A 17,678-nucleotide genomic window follows, 5' to 3' on the forward strand; every position below is an offset into this window, starting at 1 on the left:
TCCGATCGCGATCGGACAGGACATCGAGCTCACGCATTCGGCGTTGACTGTTGGCGAGCTGCAGAGCGACCGCCGCCTGATCTGCGAACCCCGACATCAACGCCAATTGGTCGTCCGTGAACGGCGACGCGTCGACGCGACGGAGCGTCACCAGAACCCCTGCCACCGATTGCGCGGCACGCAGGGGCAGCGCCAGCGCCGGGCCGAACCGGGTTCCGGTCTCGAACCCGGGATCGAAGGCCAGCGCGGTGACCCGAAGCGGTGTCCGCTCGCGGAATGCCTCACCGGAAGTGGATTTCTCGATCGGGATCGTCCGGCCGATGATGCGATCCGACACCGTTCCGGCCGACGCCGTGACCACGAGTTCGGTGACCTCGTCCGACGGGATGTCGGGATCGTCCGGCACAGCAAGGAAAGCACTGTCGGCGCCGGTGAGGGCAAGCGCGTCGTCGGCGATCACTTGCAGCACCTCTGCCGTCTCGCTGCCCGCGAGTAGTTCGGTCGCTATCTCACGTGTCGCCTCGAGCCAGGCTTGCCTCGCCCGGGACTCCTCGTACAGGCGGGCGTTCTCGATGGCGATCCCGGCGGCGGCCGCGAGTGCGCGGAGAAGGACCTCGTCGTCCTCGGTGAAGTGTGCACCGTTCGCCTTCTCGGTGAGATACAGATTCCCGAACACCTCGTCTCGGATCTGAATGGGCACTCCCAGAAAGGTTTTCATCGGCGGATGGTGGTCGGGGAATCCTACCGAGGCAGAGTGATGTGACAGGTCCTCCAACCGGACCGGCTTCGGATTGGTGATGAGGAACCCGAGGACTCCGTGACCCCGGGGCAGGTCGCCGATACGTTCGCGTGTCTCCTCGTCGATGCCCTCGAAGACGAACTCGCTCAAGCCCTCACCCGGGGCGAGCACCCCCAGCGCGCCGTACCGGGCATCCACGAGATTGATCGCGGCATGGACGATGGTGCGAAGCGTGTCGTCGAGGTCGAGTCCTGACGTGACCGCGAGCATCGCCTCGAGCAGCCCGTCGACGTGATCTCGGGCATCGACGATCTGCGCGATGCGTTCCTGCACCTCGGTCAGGAGCTCACGGAGCCGCAGCTCGGACAGGCTACCGAGTAACGGACCCCGGTCGCGCTCATCCGGTTGACGGGTCACGAGACGCATTCTCCCACGTAGTGGCGTCGCCGTATGACGGAACCGCTACTGGACTGAGGGCTTCGCCCGTCAGGTGCCGGCCGGTCTCGACGGCATCTTCGTGGCGAGTACCGCTGCCTGGGTCCTGCGCTCCACCCCCAGTTTGGTCAGCAGCCTGGACACGTAATTCTTGACGGTTTTCTCGGCAAGGAACATCCGCGCAGCGATCTGACGGTTCGTCAACCCTTCACCGAGCAGGGCGAGGAGCGTCCGTTCCTGATTGGTCAGGTGCCCGAAGATTCCGTCCTTCTCACTGGCGTCCGCGCGGATCTTCACCATCAGGGCGGCGGCGGCGCGACTGTCGAGGAGCGACTTTCCTGCCCCGACGTCGTGGACGGCCTGGGTCAGTTCCATGCCCCGGATGTCCTTCACGACGTATCCGCTGGCCCCGGCGAGAATCGCGTCGAGCATCGCCTGGTCGTCCGTGAACGAGGTCAGGATGAGGCAATGCAACTCCGGCATCAGCGAGTGCAGTTCGCGGCACAGTTCGATGCCGTTGCCGTCGGGGAGACGTACGTCGAGGACCGCGACGTCGGGTTTCAGGGCCGGCACTCGTGCCATCGCCTGCGAGTAGGACGCGGCTTCACCGACGACCGTCAGATCAGGGTCGGCGGTGAGGAGATCCGCGATTCCGCGCCGGACGACCTCGTGATCGTCCACGAGAAAGACGTTGATCATGCCGCAACCTCCAGTCTTACTGTGTGATCGCTCCGGAAGATCAGACTACGCCGGGAGCAGCAGGCATCAGAAGCGTCGCCCGAGGAGCCCCGGTGCTCATCGAGCAGCTGGACGGACCGGGCGCGCCCCGTGCCGGCGTGGTCGGTGGGGCATCAACATCGCCACGGCCAGGCCGACGGTGGCGACGAGTGTCGCGGCAGCGCCGACTCCGACCAGCGGGGTTGCAAGCCAGGCGCCGAGCAGGACGACGAGGCCTGCGGTCACTGCTCCCGACAACAACGCCAGCACCAGCCCGATCGGGTGGAGGTACAGGAACTCGCCGGGTTCGTTGTCGCGCGGCCGCGACGCGGTGGAGTGGCGTTCGAACATGAGGTCCTCGTTCCTTTGCCGACGGGTGGTTCCGATGTTGTGCGTCGGCCTCTCCCACAACGGTGCGATAACGGCGCGCGCGATTCCAGGGCCGAAAGTCACTCTTGCCGGGTCTTCCCGGGAGGACGCGAAGCATGTGCGACGTCCGGCGTGCAGCGATGCCGCGGCTCGATTCCGGCGGAGCGCGGAATGATACTGCAGGACAGGGTAACCCGGCCTCCGATGCAAGCGGGCAGACGCTCCGTGAGCCGCAGCTCCTCCCGGCGACGACCACATCCCGCACCGGTCACCCCTGCCAATGACCTTGTGCCCTAGGCCGCCCACCTCGTGCGCGGAAGACTCGGAAACAGGAGGACGGTCCGAGGAGGCTGTGATGACCACTGATCAGACACTGCGCTGGTGGCGTCTGGCGCCCTGGAGCCGAAATCCTCTCATGCGGTCCACGGACCGTTGCGACTCCGTCGTCGCGGCCGTCCTGATCACATTCATCCTGATCGTGGTCCCGTTCGCAGCGGCGTTCGGAACCGTGACGTACACCGGCCTGAACGAACGGTCGCACGCCGAACTCCAGACCAGGCATGCACAGTCTGCCGTTCTCATCGATGATCCGCGACAAGTGGTGGTCGCGGACGCACACAGCCGCTCCCCGGAATCGCAGGACCGTGCGACAGCTCAGTGGACTGCACCGGACGGCACCCTGCGCTCGACCGCCGTGGAAACCGCACCAGGCACGCACAGGGGCGACACCGTCACTGTGTGGGTGGACACGAACGGCACCGTGGTCGCCGAGCCCCGTTCTGGAGTGCAGAACGCGATGATCGCCGTGAGTGCGGCACTATCGGTCTGGGCGGGCGCGGCGGTCTGCTCCCTCCTGCTGTATGTGGGGGTGCGGTGGATGAACGGACGGAGCCGGATGCGCCAGTGGGACAAAGAATGGAACGACCTCGGCCGCACACCGGGATGGCCGGTCGGCTGACAGCACTGATGCGCTGGTCGTGGACGGCGTCACCGACGGTATCCAGCCCAGACTGACATCTAGCCCAGACTGACCGTGCATCCCGGCTCCAGTCGGACTACCTCGTCACGACACGAGATCTCGATCGCGCGTTGATTTCCGGCGCCCGCGCTGACCTGAACACGTCGACCACTGATCGTCAGCCACAACTGGTGGCCGCGATAGACGATCGGAAATTCGAGCGCACCGAGCGTTTCCGGCCATTCCGGGCCGAAAACGAGGCGATCACCGCGAGTTTCGAGTCCCGTGAAACAGCGCTGAAGCAAGTCGATACTTCCCGCCATGGCTGCCAAGTGGATCCCCTCGGAGGTCGTGCCCCCCTGGATGTCCGTGATGTCGGACGCAAGCACCTTTTCGAAGAATTCCATGGCTTTGTCACGATTGGCGCGGGCCAGCACCCAGGAATGCACCACCGCGCTGAGCGTCGAACCGTGCGAGGTCCGGGCGATGTAGTAGTCGATGGTGCGCGGTATCGCTTCCGGTTCGAGCTGATATCCGAGTCGCGCGAACAGATCTCGCAGTTCGTCGGCGGACAGCAGATAGAACAGCATCAGCACGTCGGCCTGCTTCGAGGCGCGGTACCGGTTGACGTCGTCCCCCTCCGCCTCGAGGATGCGGTCGAGCCGTTGAATGTCGACGTACCGCTCCCGGTAGCCGGCCCAGTCGAGTTCCGCCAACGCTTCGTACCCCTCGAACTGACTGATGACCCGATCGTGGAAGGGCACGAACATACGGCGGCTCACGTCCGCCCACCGGGCCATTTCGTGGGCATCCAAGCTCAGGGAGTCGACGAGATCGGACCGGTCGGGGACCGGTATTGCATCGAGCGCCTCTATCGCCCGGAGGATCACCCACACGGCCATGACGTTGGTATACGCGTTGTTGTCGACTCCCTCGTTTGGAGCCTCGGGGTAGCCGGAATGAAACTCGTCCGGTCCCATGACGCCGCGGATCGTGTAGCGACGCCGGGGCCCTTCGTAGGAGGCAAGGCCGGCGAAGAAGCGGGCTATCTCCACCAGCATCTCGGCGCCGAAATCACTGAGAAACTCCAAGTCCCCGGTGACCTGGTAGTAGTGCCACACGTTGTAAGCGATCGCGATGCCGATGTGGTGCTGGCGCCAACTCGGGTCCGGGAGCCAGCGACCGGACCGCGGGTTGAGGTGCACTTGCTGGCTTTCCTCCCGGCCGTCGCTGCCCGACTGCCACGGGAACATCGCGCCGCGATGACCGGCCGCTCGCGCGGCCCGGCGGGCCTCCGGCAGACGACGGTACCGGTAGCGCAGCAACGACCGGGTCAAGGTCGGCACCCGCAGGTTCAGGACCGGGAAGACGAACAACTCGTCCCAGAAGACGTGGCCCCGGTACGCCTCGCCGTGCAGTCCCCGGGCCGGCACACCGACGTCGAGGTCGGCAGTGTTCGGTGACACCGTCTGCAGGAGTTGCATCTGATGAAGCCGGGCGATGCGCAGGGCGTCCTGGTAATCGCCGAGGGTGATGCCGATACGGTCCCAGAGGTGCTCCCATGCCAGCACGTGACCGTCCAGCACTTCCTCGAACCCGCCGATCGACGGCACCCAGCGTGCCGCTTCCGCGGCCGGCTCGGACAGCGCGTGATCGCGCCCCGTGAATACTGTCACCATCTTCTCGAACGTCACGGACTCACCCGCGGTGAGGTCGACCGTGATGTCGTGGCCGATGCGGCCGTCGCGGTCGAGCAGACGGTAGTTGGACGCGCGGTGTCGGTCGCGGGGCGACAGCGTGGTTCGTGCCGCCATGGCCACTGGTATGCGCGATTGAGTGGTCTGCATCGCCAGCAGGACGGAGTCTGCCGACAGCGCGCCTGAATGGAGTAGCGCGAGATGATCGTCGGCGAGATCACGGTATCGATCGACGAGGGTGTTGCGGACCGAACCATCCAGGGCCGAACGCAATTCGAACGATCCGGACCAGTTCTCCGCGATGATCGTCGTCTGCAGCGCGCAGACGTGGGGTAGGTGCATGGCGACGAATCTTCGCTGGATGACCGACGTCGCTCGCCCGGCGTCGTCGCGGTACCGAAACCGGCGGGTGAGCACGGCGCGACGCAGATTGAGGTACTGGCGGTACTCGAGGAGGTCGACGGCATCGACGTCGAACCACGGCCCGCCCTCGATACGAAAGGTCGTCGTCAGCCAATTCGGTGCATTCACCATGCTTTCGTTCACGATCGCCATCCCGGCACGCTCGTCGCCCAAGCGGTTGTACACACCCGCGAGATACGTGCCCGGGTAGTGGACGGTGCCGGCGGTTGCTTCGGGGGCGCACCCGCGAGTGGCGAAGTAGCCGTTCCCCAGAGTGCAGATGGCCTCCCGCAACTTCTCGGTCGCGGGTTCGTAGCCGTCGAAGAACAGCATCCATGCATCGGCCGCGGACGCGGTCTCGGGGTCGCGGCCGAGAAGATCCCCCAGCCGCTGCAACAGTTCGCGGACCTGAGCCGGATCGTTCACGGCGAATCGTGCCGCCGACCGGCGATCCCCGATCTCACTGCTGCGGACGACGATCCCCACTCCAGTCGCCGACACGGCGTCGAATGCGTCCTCGTCGGTGAGATCGTCGCCGACGTAGATCGGAAGCAGGGATCTCGCGTCGTGGATGTGCTCGAGGACCCAGTTCAGTGCGCGTCCCTTGTCCCAATCGACGTCGGGACGGAGTTCGACTACTTTGCGCCCACCGGTGACTCTGAGCCGGACCTCCCCGGACGCGGCGACGTCACGGACCGTGGCGACGACCTCGTCTATCCGGTCGGCGGCAACATTGCGATAGTGCACGGCGACGGTGTACTTCTTGGGTTCGATCAACACGCCCGGCACGTCGCGGAGGCGGTCGGTGAGCGCGCGGGTGGCGTGATGCAGTACTGGTACCGCGGCGAGAGCGTCAGGGTTCTCGTAGTACTGCCCCTGCGGTCCCGCCAACTCGAAGCCGTGGCTGCCCGCATACCAGATCTCCGCCATACCGACCCGGGCCTGCACGTCCGCGAGGTCGCGTCCGCTGATCACGGCCACCGGGCATTCGCGTGTCAACCTGGCCAACTCGGTGGCCACACCGTCGACAAGAACGGCCGCCGACGGGTCGGACACGATATCCGAGAGGGTGCCGTCGAAGTCGAGAAACACAGCGGGCCGCCGTACCCGGAGGAGGGCGGTGAGTTCGTGCCGAGACGTCAGCGCGTCAGGAATCTCCGACAGTCGGAGATCGCCCGCACGGACCTGAATTTCGGAGGGGTCGGCGACGACGATGTCTGCTCCGCATCGTCTCAGTTCGTCGGCGCGGCGGTCGCGACCGACCCCGATGACGAGAGCGAAGCCGCCCCGCCTGGCCGCCGCTGCCGCTTCTCCCGAGGCCGTGACGACCACCGCACCGCCCGGACGCGCCCCCAGCCGATCGGCGGCGGTGACCGGCGACGCGCCGTCGACCCGAACGGGAAACACGTCGGCGATCCCTGCGGCGTCGAGCACCGGTTGAACGTTCCGATCAGTCGAGAAGATCGCTGTCGTCACCCCGAGACTCTGCAATTGACGGACGAGTGCCATCGTGGTGTCGGTCCGCGCGGACCCGGTCATCACAACGTCGAGGTCGAAGATCACCGCATCGTGCCGACGCAGATCGATCGCAGATTGTGACATGGGCTCATCTCCCGGGTGGCGAACGCGGTCGCAGTCACGAGCCGATAACGAGCCCGGGCGACGCGGGATGTGTTACGCGCGACTGGAAGTGACCTGCTGGGCGAGTGTCCGACCCCACTGCTCGGCGCGTGTCTCCTCGCCTTCCTCGAGCCGCGATTCCTTGTCGACGAGGAAACTCTCGGACTCGGCGACGAGGTCGAACCCGTGCAGGCGCAGCTTTCGGCAGATACCTTTCGATGCTCGGCCGGTCAGGAGGGCTGGGCCGTCGGCGCGAGTGTCGAACGCCACGGCCTTCCCGTGGGTCGGCGGGAGCCCGTCGAGCCACTCACGGAGGCCTTCGCTTTCCGCGTCAGGTTCCAGTGCCACCGTGCTGTCCGGTTTGCGGGCTGTCACCGCTGCCCCGTGACGGGTCGACTCGCGGCTCATCCCGTGGACGTGCGTCGGACCGCCGACCATCACGAGATCGTAGCCGGACAAGTCTTCGTCACCGGCTTTGCCGACCGGGATCGCTGTGACGGTTCCCGCGGACTCGAGGCCTCGGGCGATCGCCTCTGCCACGTGCCGGGTATTTCCGAACATCGATTCGTAGACCACAAGTGTGCGCATGTCGACTCCTTCTATGGTTGGTGGGTCCTTCTATGGTTGGTGGGCTCGGTCGCAGCGCTCTGTGCACGGCATGTTGCGGCCGGCGGTGTCACGCGTCGAAGGGTGTGCACCGAACATCACGCGCGCCCACCAGTCGGCCAGCGGGCTCGGGTCGGGCCAGTCGATGCGGTCGTCGTCCGTGCTCGGCGCCGGAGACTGCGTCTGCCTCGGTGTCGACTGTTCTTCCTGTCGACGATGGTGGTGTGGATGATTCATGGCGAACTCCGGGGTGTCGTGTCACTTCGGATTCAACCAACGATGTCGTCCACCGAGTAGGGTCGACCGTCACTTTCCGGAGCTGCCGCGTTGCAGCCAGATGACCTATGCCTCTACCGGCGCCGTTGCCGCGTCTGCGACTGTGACGGTGACCGGAGGAGTTGAAAATGAGCGTTCTGGCGCAACGAAAGTCCATCGTCGTCGGTGTCGACGGTTCGGAAAGAGCGATGAGAGCCGCTGTGTGGGCGGCAGCGGTCGCTCAGCGGAAGTCTGTGCCACTGCGACTGGCTCACGTCCTGCCGAGTCCGGGATACCACTACAGCGAAGCCGCACTTCTCTTCCAGAACGAGTTCGCCCAGGAAGTCGAAAAGTCTGCCCACGAGATCCTGGATCGGGCCGAACGGCGCGTGAAGAGCGCGTTCCCCGACATCACCGTGTCGTGCAGCACCCATCCCGGCCCTGCGGGACCGGCACTCGCAGGATTGAGCGCGCACGCAGAGATGGTGGTGGTGGGATCCACCGGTGCGGGAGCGCTGGAAACGCTCGTCACCGGCTCCACGGTCATGCAGGTGGTCAACCGTGCACACTGTCCGGTCACCGTCTTCCGATCGGAGGCGCCGTCCCCGGTGCCCGATCACCGTTCTGTCGTCGTCGGAGTCGACGGAAGTGAACTGAGCTCACTCGCCATCACCACGGCTGTCGAGTTCGCCACGTTCTTCGACGTACCGCTCCTCGCGGTGCACGGCTGGGGCGCCGGCGACATCTCGGAGCGCCCTGCTGCCCTGACGATGGTGAACTGGGCCGTCGTCGAAGAAGAGCAATCCGTCCTGATGGCGGAAAATCTCGCCGGCTGGCGCGAGAAGTGCCCAGATCTGCAACTGACCACCGTCATCGAGCAGGCCAACCCGGCCGAGCTGATCCTCGAATACGCCCGCGACGCGCAACTCGTCGTCGTCGGCAGCCACGGCCACAACCGCCTGGCCGGAGCGTTTCTGGGATCGACCAGTCAGAATCTCCTCCATCACGTCGCCTGCCCGATCACGATCTGCCGCCGGGCGAGCTAGACCCACGGCTGCGGCACCACGCTCACAGTCGCCGAGCGATCGATTCCGCCTGCGCGCCCAGTTTTGCGAGCCGCAGGTCGGCGAGCGGGGTCAGTGCACCGCCCATCCTGTTCGTCACGAACGCCACCGACAGCCCCGTCTCCGGGTCCGCGAACGCACCGGAACCACCGAGTCCGTAGTGGCCGAATGCGTGTGGATACTGGTTGCGGCTGGCGACGAACGCGGCGTGATACCCCAGGCGCCAGTTCATCCGGATTCCGAGCACGTAGTCGCGTGCCGTCGTCTGCACCTCACCGATCTGCGCGAGAGTTTCCTCGGTCAGGAACCTGCTGCCGCCCACCATGCCCTTGTTCGCGATCGCCGCATACATGCGGGCGAGGGCGCGGGCGCTGAAGACGCCGTTCCAGCCGGGCATCACGTAGTCGTGAATGGCGGGGTTGCGGACCAGTTCGTCGAACCCCTCCGGCATGCCTGCGTGTGCGATGTTCCGCAGCACCGGCAGGCACGACAGGGCAAAGGACGCGGTCTCCCAGGGCACCCCGAATGGAGTGATGCGAGGGAAGGACTTCGCGATGCGGTGACGTTCCTCCGCGGGAACCTGGAACCAGAACTCCCGGATTCCGAGGGGTTCGGCGATCTCGGTGCGGACGAGGTCGGTGAAGGACGAGCCGGTCGCCCGAGTGGTGAGTTCCGCGACCAGTGATCCGAACGTGACTGCGTGATAGCCCGGCATGACGGCTCGGCGACGATCCGGCGCCGCGGATGCGAGTGCGCCGACGACGCTGTCGTGATCGAACAGCGCCGAGGGCCCCGGTACCAGTCCGCGCACACGGTGCAGACCGGCCCGGTGCGTCAACAGCTCCCGCACCGTCACCAACTCCTTGCCGGCCATAGCGAACTCGGGCCAATATGTGGCAACGGGTGCGTCGTAGTCGATCAGTCCGCGGTCCACCAGCCGGTGGAGCACCGTGCTCGCAACTCCCTTGCCCGTGGAGAAGGACACCGACACGGTGTCGGATTGCCAGCGGGTGTCGCGCGCGGCCCATCCCGACCAGATGTCGACCACGGGCTCACCGTGCAGGTACAGCGCGAGGGCGCCGCCCCCGTCGCTCGGCTGCCCGAACAGCCGGAAGAACTGACCGGCCAGCGCACCGAAACGAGGATCGACGAGCATCATGTGGGGCGCGGACAGGTTCGGACGCGCCACCGTACGCTTGCGGGCCGGCGGTTTTTCTGCGGCGAGTTCGCGAGGGTTCGTCATGGGTGCACGTCTTCTATCCTTCGGCGGTCGCCCGATGCCACCACCATCGCTTGTATACAACGCCGGATACGGCACGCTGATTCCGCCGGGGCGAAACCACCGGAAACGGCCGAAAGACCCTGTGAACCACCCCTCGCACGGTTGGACACTGGTAGTACGGCGGACCGACCTGGACACACACCGCCGAACAGACCGTAGGAGGCCGCCCCGTGATGTACGACGACGATTTCGGCGGTTGGGGGTATGCACTGATGTTCACCGGGATGGCGCTGTTCTGGGGCCTGCTGATCGTGGGGATCATCCTGCTGATCCGTTATGTGAGTCACCCGTTCCCGGCACCGCCCGGTGGGTCGCCGCCGCTTCGCAGTGCCGAGGCGGTCCTTGCCGAGCGGTTCGCACGCGGCGAGATCGACGAGCAGGAATACCGGAGTCGCCTATCCATTCTGCGCGCCGGAACGACACCCTGACACGAGCGCACGGCGAAGGAGGTGACCGTGATGGATGCGATGCAGATGTTCCACATGTTCATGATGTGGCTGCACAGCATGGGTGTTCTGCCACCCATGCCCATGATGCCGATGTGACCGGCGGCCGCCGGGAGCCCCCGGGGACCGGGCCCCGGCGGCCACACCGAAGACCACCGACAGCAGACCGACCGCAGACCCAATCGACGAGCGAGTTGACCGACGTGAGCACGACGAATCAGCGCTACATGACCCAGACGGACTTCATGTCGTGGCGGATGGAGGAGGACCCGATCCTCCGGTCGACCATCGTGGCGGTCGCGCTGCTCGACCGCAGTCCGGATCAGAGCCGATTCGTCGACATGATGCGCAGGGCGGTCGACCTGGTTCCACTCTTCCGGCGGACGGCGATCGAGGCTCCGATGGGCTTTGCTCCGCCGAGGTGGGCGGACGATCACGATTTCGATCTCAGCTGGCACCTGCGCCGTTACACCCTCCCCGAACCACGAACATGGGACGGGGTTCTCGACTTCGCCCGGACCGCCGAGATGACCGCCTTCGACAAGCGCCGTCCGCTCTGGGAGTTCACCGTTCTCGACGGACTCCACGACGGCAGGTCCGCCCTCGTGATGAAGGTGCATCACTCTCTCACCGACGGTGTCAGTGGAATGCAGATTGCCCGGGAGATCGTGGATTTCACCCGCGATGGCGGGCCACGGCCGGACCGGGCCGACCATCGGACGGCCACGTCGAACGGTGAATCGCCCACTCCGCCGGGCCGCCTCTCCTGGTACCGGAACACGGCCACCGACGTGGCCCGCCGGGCATCGAACATGCTGGGCCGCAACAGTGTTCGACTGGTCCGGACTCCGAGGGCCACCTGGCGCGACGCAGCCGCACTAGCCGGCTCCACACTGCGCCTCACGCGTCCCGTGGTCTCCACACTGTCCCCGGTGATGACGAAACGCAGCACGCGGCGTCACTGCGCGGTGCTCGACGTGCCGGTGGAGGCGCTCGCTCAGGCGGCCGCGGCGGGTGCCGGTTCCATCAACGACGCGTTTCTCGCTGCTGTCCTGCTGGGAATGGCGAAGTACCACCGACTGCACGGCGCCGAGATCAGCGAACTGCGGATGACGCTGCCGATCAGCCTGCGTGCCGAGACGGACCCGGTGGGAGGCAACCGCATCACCCTGGCACGTTTTGCACTACCCACCGACATCGACGACCCCGCCGAGTTGATGCGCCGGGTGCACGCCACGGTGGATGCCTGGCGCCACGAGCCCGCGATTCCGCTGTCACCGACGATCGCCGGCGCCTTGAACCTGCTTCCGGCCTCGACACTCGGAAACATGCTCAAACACGTCGACTTCGTCGCCTCGAACGTCGTCGGATCTCCGGTACCACTGTTCATCGCCGGGTCGGAGATTCTGCACTACTACGCGTTCAGCCCCACACTCGGATCGGCGTTCAACGTCACCTTGATGTCCTACACCACGCGCTGCTGTGTCGGGATCAACGCCGACACGGACGCAATCCCGGACCTCGCAACCCTGACCGATTCGATAGCGGACGGGTTTCGCGCCGTCCTCGGGCTCTGCACGAAGACAACCGATACGAGGGTGGTCGTGGCCTCGTGATCGCGGCACACGCACGTACCCGACAACCACACCGAGGACGCGACACCGTGTCCACACCGAACGGAGGCCGATGGATATGAACGAGAAGAAATGGTCAGTGGAGATCGTCATCGACGAACACGACGCCGACGAGGGTGGATCCAGGACCCGGGCACAGGCCCGGCTCCGAACCCGCGACACCCACACCCTCGTCGGGGTCGGGCTCGCCCGCCGGAATCCCGCGGACACCGAGATCCCCGAGATCGGGGACGAACTGGCCACGGCACGTGCGTTGGCCGACCTGGCCCACCAATTGATCGAGCTGACCGCCGCCGATGTCGAAGCGGCCACGCACAGCCGCGTTCACCTCACCGAATGATCGTTCCTGCCGGGGTGGGCTTCGACGCGAACCAAGGAAAGGCCCAACGGCCCTGGTCCCGGGGTGATGCGCCTGGCTCAATGGACGAAGGGCCCACACCCGCCGGGTCGGCAAAGGAGTGAGCGCATGGATGGGCAACCGACCGTGCACACCGATGCGAGTGTTCTGGATCGCCGCGGCCTCGACCAACTGATCGAGGCCCTCCGCGCCCGCGGCTATTGCGTTGTCGGTCCCACCGTCGAGGACTCGGCCATCGTTCTCGCCGAACTCGAATCCGGCGCGCAGCTACCGTCCGGCTGGGGTGTGACAACCGGACCCGGGACGTATCGGCTGCGTCGGCGGGACGACGCCGCGGTCTTCGGCCACTCGGCCGGCCCGCAGTCGTGGAAACGCTTCCTCCATCCGCCACGGCAGCAGCAGTGGTCCGTCGACCGGGACGGTGCCTTCATCGCACCGGCACCCGACGAGCGGCCCTACGCATTCGTGGGGGTTCGAGGCTGTGATCTCGCGGCGATCGCGGTCCTGCGCCGGGTGCTGTGCCCAGACCCCGATTCCGACAGCACCACCGCCCGCAGGTTCCGGCAGCTGTTCATCGTGGCCGCCCACTGCACCGAACCCGGAGGTGTGTGTTTCTGCGCCTCGATGGGGACCGGACCGGCGGCCGGCCCAGGATACGACCTGGCACTGACCGAGCGCATCGACGACAACGGTCACCGCTTCGTCGTCGAGGCCGGCACCGAATCCGGTGCCGCCGTCCTCGCCGAGGTCGCCCACCGCACCGCTGCGACCGCTGAGGTCGACGAGGCCCGGTTCGCCGTGAGCACCGCAGCCGGCCGGATGGGACGGGCAATGCCCGAGGTGGATCTTCGTGCCCTGCTCCGCGACGCGCGCGGAGCCGACGTCTGGGAGGACGTCGCCAGCCGGTGCCTCACCTGCGGAAACTGCACCATGGTGTGCCCTACTTGTTTCTGCACCACCAGTGAGGACGTCACCGATCTGACCGGGGAGCACGCCGAGCGCTGGCAGCACTGGTCGTCGTGTTTCGAACCCGATTTCAGCCACGTGCACGGCGGGAACGTCCGGACGTCGGGGGAGAGCCGGTACCGGCAGTGGATGTCCCACAAACTCGGAACGTGGTTCGACCAGTTCGGCAGCTCCGGGTGCGTGGGATGCGGACGGTGCATCGACTGGTGCCCAGTCGGTATCGATATCACCGAAGAGGCCGCGCGGCTGGTCCAGGTCATGCCGGCGTACCGGCCGGAGGACGACCGGGAGCAACGGTGAACGCCGACGAAGCGACGCTGCCCCCCGCCCTCGGCCACCTCGACCACCGGCACCGGCTCCGGCTCGCAGAACTCAGCACCCCGGTTCGATTCGCCGCGGGGGAATTCGTCTTCCACGAGAACGAACCGGCGACCCGGTGCTGGCTGCTCGGTACCGGAAGTGTCGTCCTGACCACGCTGGTACCCGGCCGCGGCACCGTCGCACTCGAAACCCTGCACGGCGGTGACGTTCTCGGCTGGTCCTGGCTCGGTGCCCGGCAGCTGTGGCAGTTCGATGCACAGGCCACGACGACCACCGACGCCGCGGAAGTGGACGTCGCCGCGCTCGAGCAGATGGCGCTCTCCCAACCCGACTTCGGATACGCCGTCACCCGCGCGTTGTCCGGGGTGCTGATCGCCCGACTGCAGTCCACCCGCGCCCGCCTGCTCGATCTCTACGCGAACCGAGGGGAACGGTGACTGTCGTGCCGGCCGACCGCATGCTGCCGACCGGATACCGGGTCGTGTCCCGTTCGGTGGAGACACGCGACTCGGTCACCATGACCCTCGTCCCGGCCGCCCCACCTCCGATGCCGCTCCCGCGGTTCACCCCCGGCCAGTTCATGATGCTGTACGCCCACGGGGTCGGCGAGGTTGCCATCTCGGTATCCGGAGACCCCTCCCGAACCGATGGAACCCTCGTCCACACGATCCGCAACGTCGGGGCCGTGAGCCGGGCACTCCACGACGCCCCGCTCGGCACGATCATCGGCGTGCGGGGCCCCTTCGGGCAGGGCTGGAACCTGCCGGCCGGCTCGGACCGCGACCTCGTGATCGTCGCCGGGGGAGTGGGGTTGGCGCCGCTGCGCCCCGTGGTCCTCGCCGCACTGGCCGCGCGGGAGAAGTTCCGCCGACTGACTCTCGTCGTCGGCGCGCGGAGCCCCGCCGACATCCTCTACCGCACCGAACTCGCGGCATGGCAGGCCCGCACAGACCTCACCGTGGAGTTGACGATCGACCAGCCGATCGCGGGATGGACGGGAGGCGTCGGATTCGTCACCGAATCCCTGCACCGGGTGGACGTCGACCCCGAACACACCACAGCACTGTTGTGCGGGCCGGAGCCGATGATGCGGTTCTGCGCCCGGGCGTTGACGGACCACCGGGTGAGTCCGCGCGACATTCAAGTGTCCGTGGAACGGAACATGCAATGCGGCGTCGGGGCCTGCGGACACTGCCAGCTCGGCGAACTGCTGCTGTGCCGGGACGGTCCCGTCGTCGACTACGCCACCGCCGAACCACTCCTGCGGGTACCGGAGCTGTGATGAGCGCACCACCGACCACCAAACCGAAACTCGCCGTGTGGAAGTTCGCCTCCTGCGACGGCTGTCAACTGACGTTGCTCGACTGCGAAGACGAGTTGCTCGCGCTGTCCGAGGCCGTGGAGATCTCCCACTTCCTGGAGTTGTCGAACACGATCACCGCGGGCCCGTACGATCTGTCGCTGGTCGAGGGGTCGATCACCACGGCCGCCGACCGGGACCGCATCCGCGCAGTGCGGGCGCAGTCCCGGTTTCTCGTCACGATCGGGGCCTGCGCGACGGCCGGCGGCATCCAAGCGTTACGCAACTTCGCCGACATCGACGACTTCCTGTCGGTGGTCTACGCGAGGCCTGAGTACATCGACACCCTCGCCACCTCGACCGCGATCTCGGCGCACGTCCCCGTCGACTTCGAGCTACGCGGGTGCCCGATCGACCGGCGGCAGCTCCTCGAGGTCATCACCGCGTACCTGGCGGGCCGGCGACCGAACATCCCCGACACCAGCGTGTGCACCGAGTGCAAGCGGCGCGGACTGACGTGTGTGATGGTCGCCGACGGAACACCGTGCCTCGGTCCGGTGACCCACTCCGGGTGCGGCGCGCTGTGTCCGTCGGTCTCCCGCGGGTGCTACGGCTGCTTCGGTCCCACCACCGACCCGAATCTCGCCGCGATGAGCGGTTGGCTGCGCACGTGCGGAATGAACGAGGACGCCATCGGCCGCATCTTCGCCACGTTCAACGTGGCGGCCTACGGATCGGAAGGGCACGACCGTGACGCCCCGGAATAGGGAACTGACCGTGCGCGCACTCGCCAGGGTCGAGGGTGAGGGCCGAGTCGACGTAACCGTGCGCGAGGGGAGAGCCGAACGCGTCGAACTCAACATCTACGAGCCGCCCCGCTTCTTCGAATCCTTCCTCCGCGGCCGCCACTTTCTCGAACCCCCGGATATCACCTCGCGTATCTGCGGTATCTGCCCGGTCGCCTACCAGGTGAGCGCGTGCAATGCCATCGAGCAAGCATGCGAACTCGAACTCGACGACGCGGTGAGGGATCTGCGGCGACTTCTGTACTGCGGCGAGTGGATTGCCAGTCACGTGCTGCACATCTACTTCCTGCACGCACCCGACTTTCTGGGGCTCCCGGATTCGATTGCCCTCGCCCGGCGCGATCGGGAGGCCGTCGAGCGGGGCCTGTCGTTGAAGAAGGCCGGAAACGCGATCCTCGATGTGATCGGTGGCAGGCCGATTCACCCGGTCAACGTCCGAGTCGGCGGGTTCCACCGGATGCCGACCACAGCCGATCTGATTCCCCTGTCCGACCAACTGCGCACGGCACTCGATCACGCCGTGGCAACCGTCCGATGGGTGTCGTCCTTCGACTTCCCCGACGTCGAACTCGACCACGACCTCCTCGCACTTCACGACGACTCCCGCTACGCAATCGAGGACGGCGAGATCTGGTCGTCGACCGGATTACGTTGCACCGCTGACGAATTCCCGAAGCACGTGGTCGAGCGTCAGGTGCCGCACTCGACCGCGCTCCACGCCGAACTCGACGGCCACCGGTACCTCACCGGGCCACTGGCTCGATACTCACTCAACTCGTCGCAGCTTGCCGGAGTGTCGGCGCAGACCGCCGCCGACGCCGGGCTGGGCGCGCAGTGCCGGAACCCGTACCGCAGCATCGTCGTCCGCGCCGTCGAGGTCGTCTACGCCGTCGAGGAAGCGTTGCGGATCATCGACCGCTACGAGCGGCCTGCGGAGCCGTTTACCGCCGGACCACCGATACGCACGGTCGGGCACGGGGTCAGCGAGGCACCCCGTGGACTGCTGTATCACCGATACGAGTTCGATCCCGCCGGATTGATCCGCGCCGCCATCATCATTCCTCCGACCTCGCAGAATCAGGCTGCCATCGAACACGATCTACGGCGCGCGGTGGACGGAAATCTCATGCTGGCCGATGACGACCTGACAACGCTGTGCGAACGAACCATCCGCAACTACGATCCGTGCATCTCCTGCGCCACCCACTTTCTGACCCTCACGGTCGACCGCCGATGACCGTCGTGGTGATCGGGCTGGGAAACGATCTCCGCCGCGACGACGGGATCGGCCCGGCAGTTGCGCGGCAGGTCGCGGACCACGTCGCCCCGGACGTGTGCGTGTCGGTATCCGATGGGGACCCGGCCACTCTGCTCGAAGCGTGGACCGGTGCGCAGCTGGCCGTCATCGTGGACGCCGTCGTATGCGACCCGCCGCGACCCGGCACCGTCTATCGGCTCACTCCGGACGAACTCGGCGACGTTCGGGCGGGGACGTTCAGCACGCACGGAATCGCGCTCGACCACACCATTCGCCTCGGCGCCGTACTCGATCGGCTGCCCCACAGAATGATCGTCCTGGCTGTGGAGGTCGCTGATCTGGGCGATGGCCGCGGGCTTTCACCCGCGGTGGACCGAGCTGTCGACACGGCGGTGTCGGCGGTGCTGTCGGTGATCGGTGAGCACTCCGACCGAATGGCCTGACC

General features: G+C 66.5%; 17 protein-coding genes. 11 read left to right on the forward strand and 6 right to left on the reverse strand.

The annotated features are described in order from the left end of the window. The 3 genes from AZG88_RS09195 to AZG88_RS09205 form a co-directional block, all read right to left on the reverse strand. On the reverse strand, positions 1 to 1,165 hold a 1,165-nt coding region (locus AZG88_RS09195; protein WP_061697519.1), incomplete at its 3' end, for a GAF domain-containing protein. 60 nt (positions 1,166 to 1,225) lie between these two features. After that, a complete protein-coding gene (locus tag AZG88_RS09200) occupies positions 1,226 to 1,873 on the reverse strand; it encodes a response regulator transcription factor (protein WP_061697520.1) in 648 nt (215 codons plus the stop codon). Positions 1,874 to 1,969: 96 nt separating this feature from the next. Then, entirely contained in the window at positions 1,970 to 2,242 is a 273-nt protein-coding gene (locus AZG88_RS09205; RefSeq protein WP_061697521.1) for a hypothetical protein, read from the reverse strand. A 373-nt stretch (positions 2,243 to 2,615) separates the two neighbouring features. On the opposite strand from AZG88_RS09205, the gene AZG88_RS09210 reads away from it, so the two are divergent. Further along, positions 2,616 to 3,218 (forward strand): Rv1733c family protein, encoded by a 603-nt coding sequence (locus AZG88_RS09210; RefSeq protein ID WP_061697522.1) that lies wholly within the window; start codon positions 2,616 to 2,618, stop codon positions 3,216 to 3,218. A 59-nt stretch (positions 3,219 to 3,277) separates the two neighbouring features. Here AZG88_RS09210 and otsB read toward each other — a convergent pair whose 3' ends face one another. Beyond that, positions 3,278 to 6,919: a trehalose-phosphatase gene (gene otsB, locus AZG88_RS09215; protein ID WP_061697523.1), complete on the reverse strand. Its 3,642-nt coding sequence runs from the start codon at positions 6,917 to 6,919 to the stop codon at positions 3,278 to 3,280. 72 nt (positions 6,920 to 6,991) lie between these two features. Further along, positions 6,992 to 7,525, reverse strand: coding sequence for a flavodoxin family protein (locus tag AZG88_RS09220; protein WP_061697524.1), 534 nt, complete (start codon positions 7,523 to 7,525; stop codon positions 6,992 to 6,994). Between the two features lie 422 nt (positions 7,526 to 7,947). Between AZG88_RS09220 and AZG88_RS09225 the strand changes: the two genes are divergently transcribed. Then, a complete protein-coding gene (locus AZG88_RS09225) occupies positions 7,948 to 8,844 on the forward strand; it encodes a universal stress protein (protein ID WP_061697525.1) in 897 nt (298 codons plus the stop codon). Between the two features lie 22 nt (positions 8,845 to 8,866). Here the strand turns inward: AZG88_RS09225 and AZG88_RS09230 are convergent, their stop codons facing one another. After that, on the reverse strand, positions 8,867 to 10,105 hold the full coding sequence (locus AZG88_RS09230) for a serine hydrolase domain-containing protein (RefSeq protein ID WP_061697526.1): 1,239 nt from the start codon (positions 10,103 to 10,105) through the stop codon (positions 8,867 to 8,869). Positions 10,106 to 10,317: 212 nt separating this feature from the next. Between AZG88_RS09230 and AZG88_RS09235 the strand changes: the two genes are divergently transcribed. The 9 genes from AZG88_RS09235 (at position 10,318) to AZG88_RS09275 (ending at position 17,676) form a co-directional block, all read left to right on the forward strand. Continuing rightward, the gene (locus AZG88_RS09235) at positions 10,318 to 10,572 is read left to right on the forward strand and encodes an SHOCT domain-containing protein (RefSeq protein WP_061697527.1); all 255 of its coding nucleotides are present in this window, start codon (positions 10,318 to 10,320) and stop codon (positions 10,570 to 10,572) included. Between the two features lie 212 nt (positions 10,573 to 10,784). Next, positions 10,785 to 12,206: a wax ester/triacylglycerol synthase domain-containing protein gene (locus tag AZG88_RS09240; protein WP_061697528.1), complete on the forward strand. Its 1,422-nt coding sequence runs from the start codon at positions 10,785 to 10,787 to the stop codon at positions 12,204 to 12,206. A 70-nt stretch (positions 12,207 to 12,276) separates the two neighbouring features. Then, positions 12,277 to 12,564 carry a DUF1876 domain-containing protein gene (locus AZG88_RS09245; RefSeq protein ID WP_061697529.1) on the forward strand — a complete coding sequence of 96 codons (288 nt, stop codon included), beginning with the start codon at positions 12,277 to 12,279 and terminating at the stop codon, positions 12,562 to 12,564. Positions 12,565 to 12,690: 126 nt separating this feature from the next. After that, positions 12,691 to 13,848, forward strand: a complete 1,158-nt coding sequence (locus AZG88_RS09250; protein WP_061697530.1) for a 4Fe-4S dicluster domain-containing protein — start codon at positions 12,691 to 12,693, stop codon at positions 13,846 to 13,848. Continuing rightward, on the forward strand, positions 13,845 to 14,306 hold the full coding sequence (locus AZG88_RS09255) for a cyclic nucleotide-binding domain-containing protein (protein WP_061697531.1): 462 nt from the start codon (positions 13,845 to 13,847) through the stop codon (positions 14,304 to 14,306). Before AZG88_RS09250 ends, AZG88_RS09255 begins: the two co-directional genes overlap by 4 nt. Further along, positions 14,303 to 15,151 carry an FAD/NAD(P)-binding protein gene (locus AZG88_RS09260; protein WP_061697532.1) on the forward strand — a complete coding sequence of 283 codons (849 nt, stop codon included), beginning with the start codon at positions 14,303 to 14,305 and terminating at the stop codon, positions 15,149 to 15,151. Before AZG88_RS09255 ends, AZG88_RS09260 begins: the two co-directional genes overlap by 4 nt. Beyond that, entirely contained in the window at positions 15,151 to 15,936 is a 786-nt protein-coding gene (locus AZG88_RS09265; RefSeq protein ID WP_061697533.1) for an oxidoreductase, read from the forward strand. Before AZG88_RS09260 ends, AZG88_RS09265 begins: the two co-directional genes overlap by 1 nt. Next, a complete protein-coding gene (locus tag AZG88_RS09270; RefSeq protein ID WP_061697534.1) occupies positions 15,920 to 17,212 on the forward strand; it encodes a Ni/Fe hydrogenase subunit alpha in 1,293 nt (430 codons plus the stop codon). Before AZG88_RS09265 ends, AZG88_RS09270 begins: the two co-directional genes overlap by 17 nt. Beyond that, positions 17,209 to 17,676 (forward strand): hydrogenase maturation protease, encoded by a 468-nt coding sequence (locus tag AZG88_RS09275; RefSeq protein ID WP_061697535.1) that lies wholly within the window; start codon positions 17,209 to 17,211, stop codon positions 17,674 to 17,676. Before AZG88_RS09270 ends, AZG88_RS09275 begins: the two co-directional genes overlap by 4 nt. The last annotated feature ends 2 nt before the right edge of the window (positions 17,677 to 17,678 follow it).

The sequence above is a fragment of the Rhodococcus sp. LB1 genome, assembly GCF_001583455.1.
GTDB classification, from domain to species: domain Bacteria; phylum Actinomycetota; class Actinomycetes; order Mycobacteriales; family Mycobacteriaceae; genus Rhodococcus_F; species Rhodococcus_F opacus.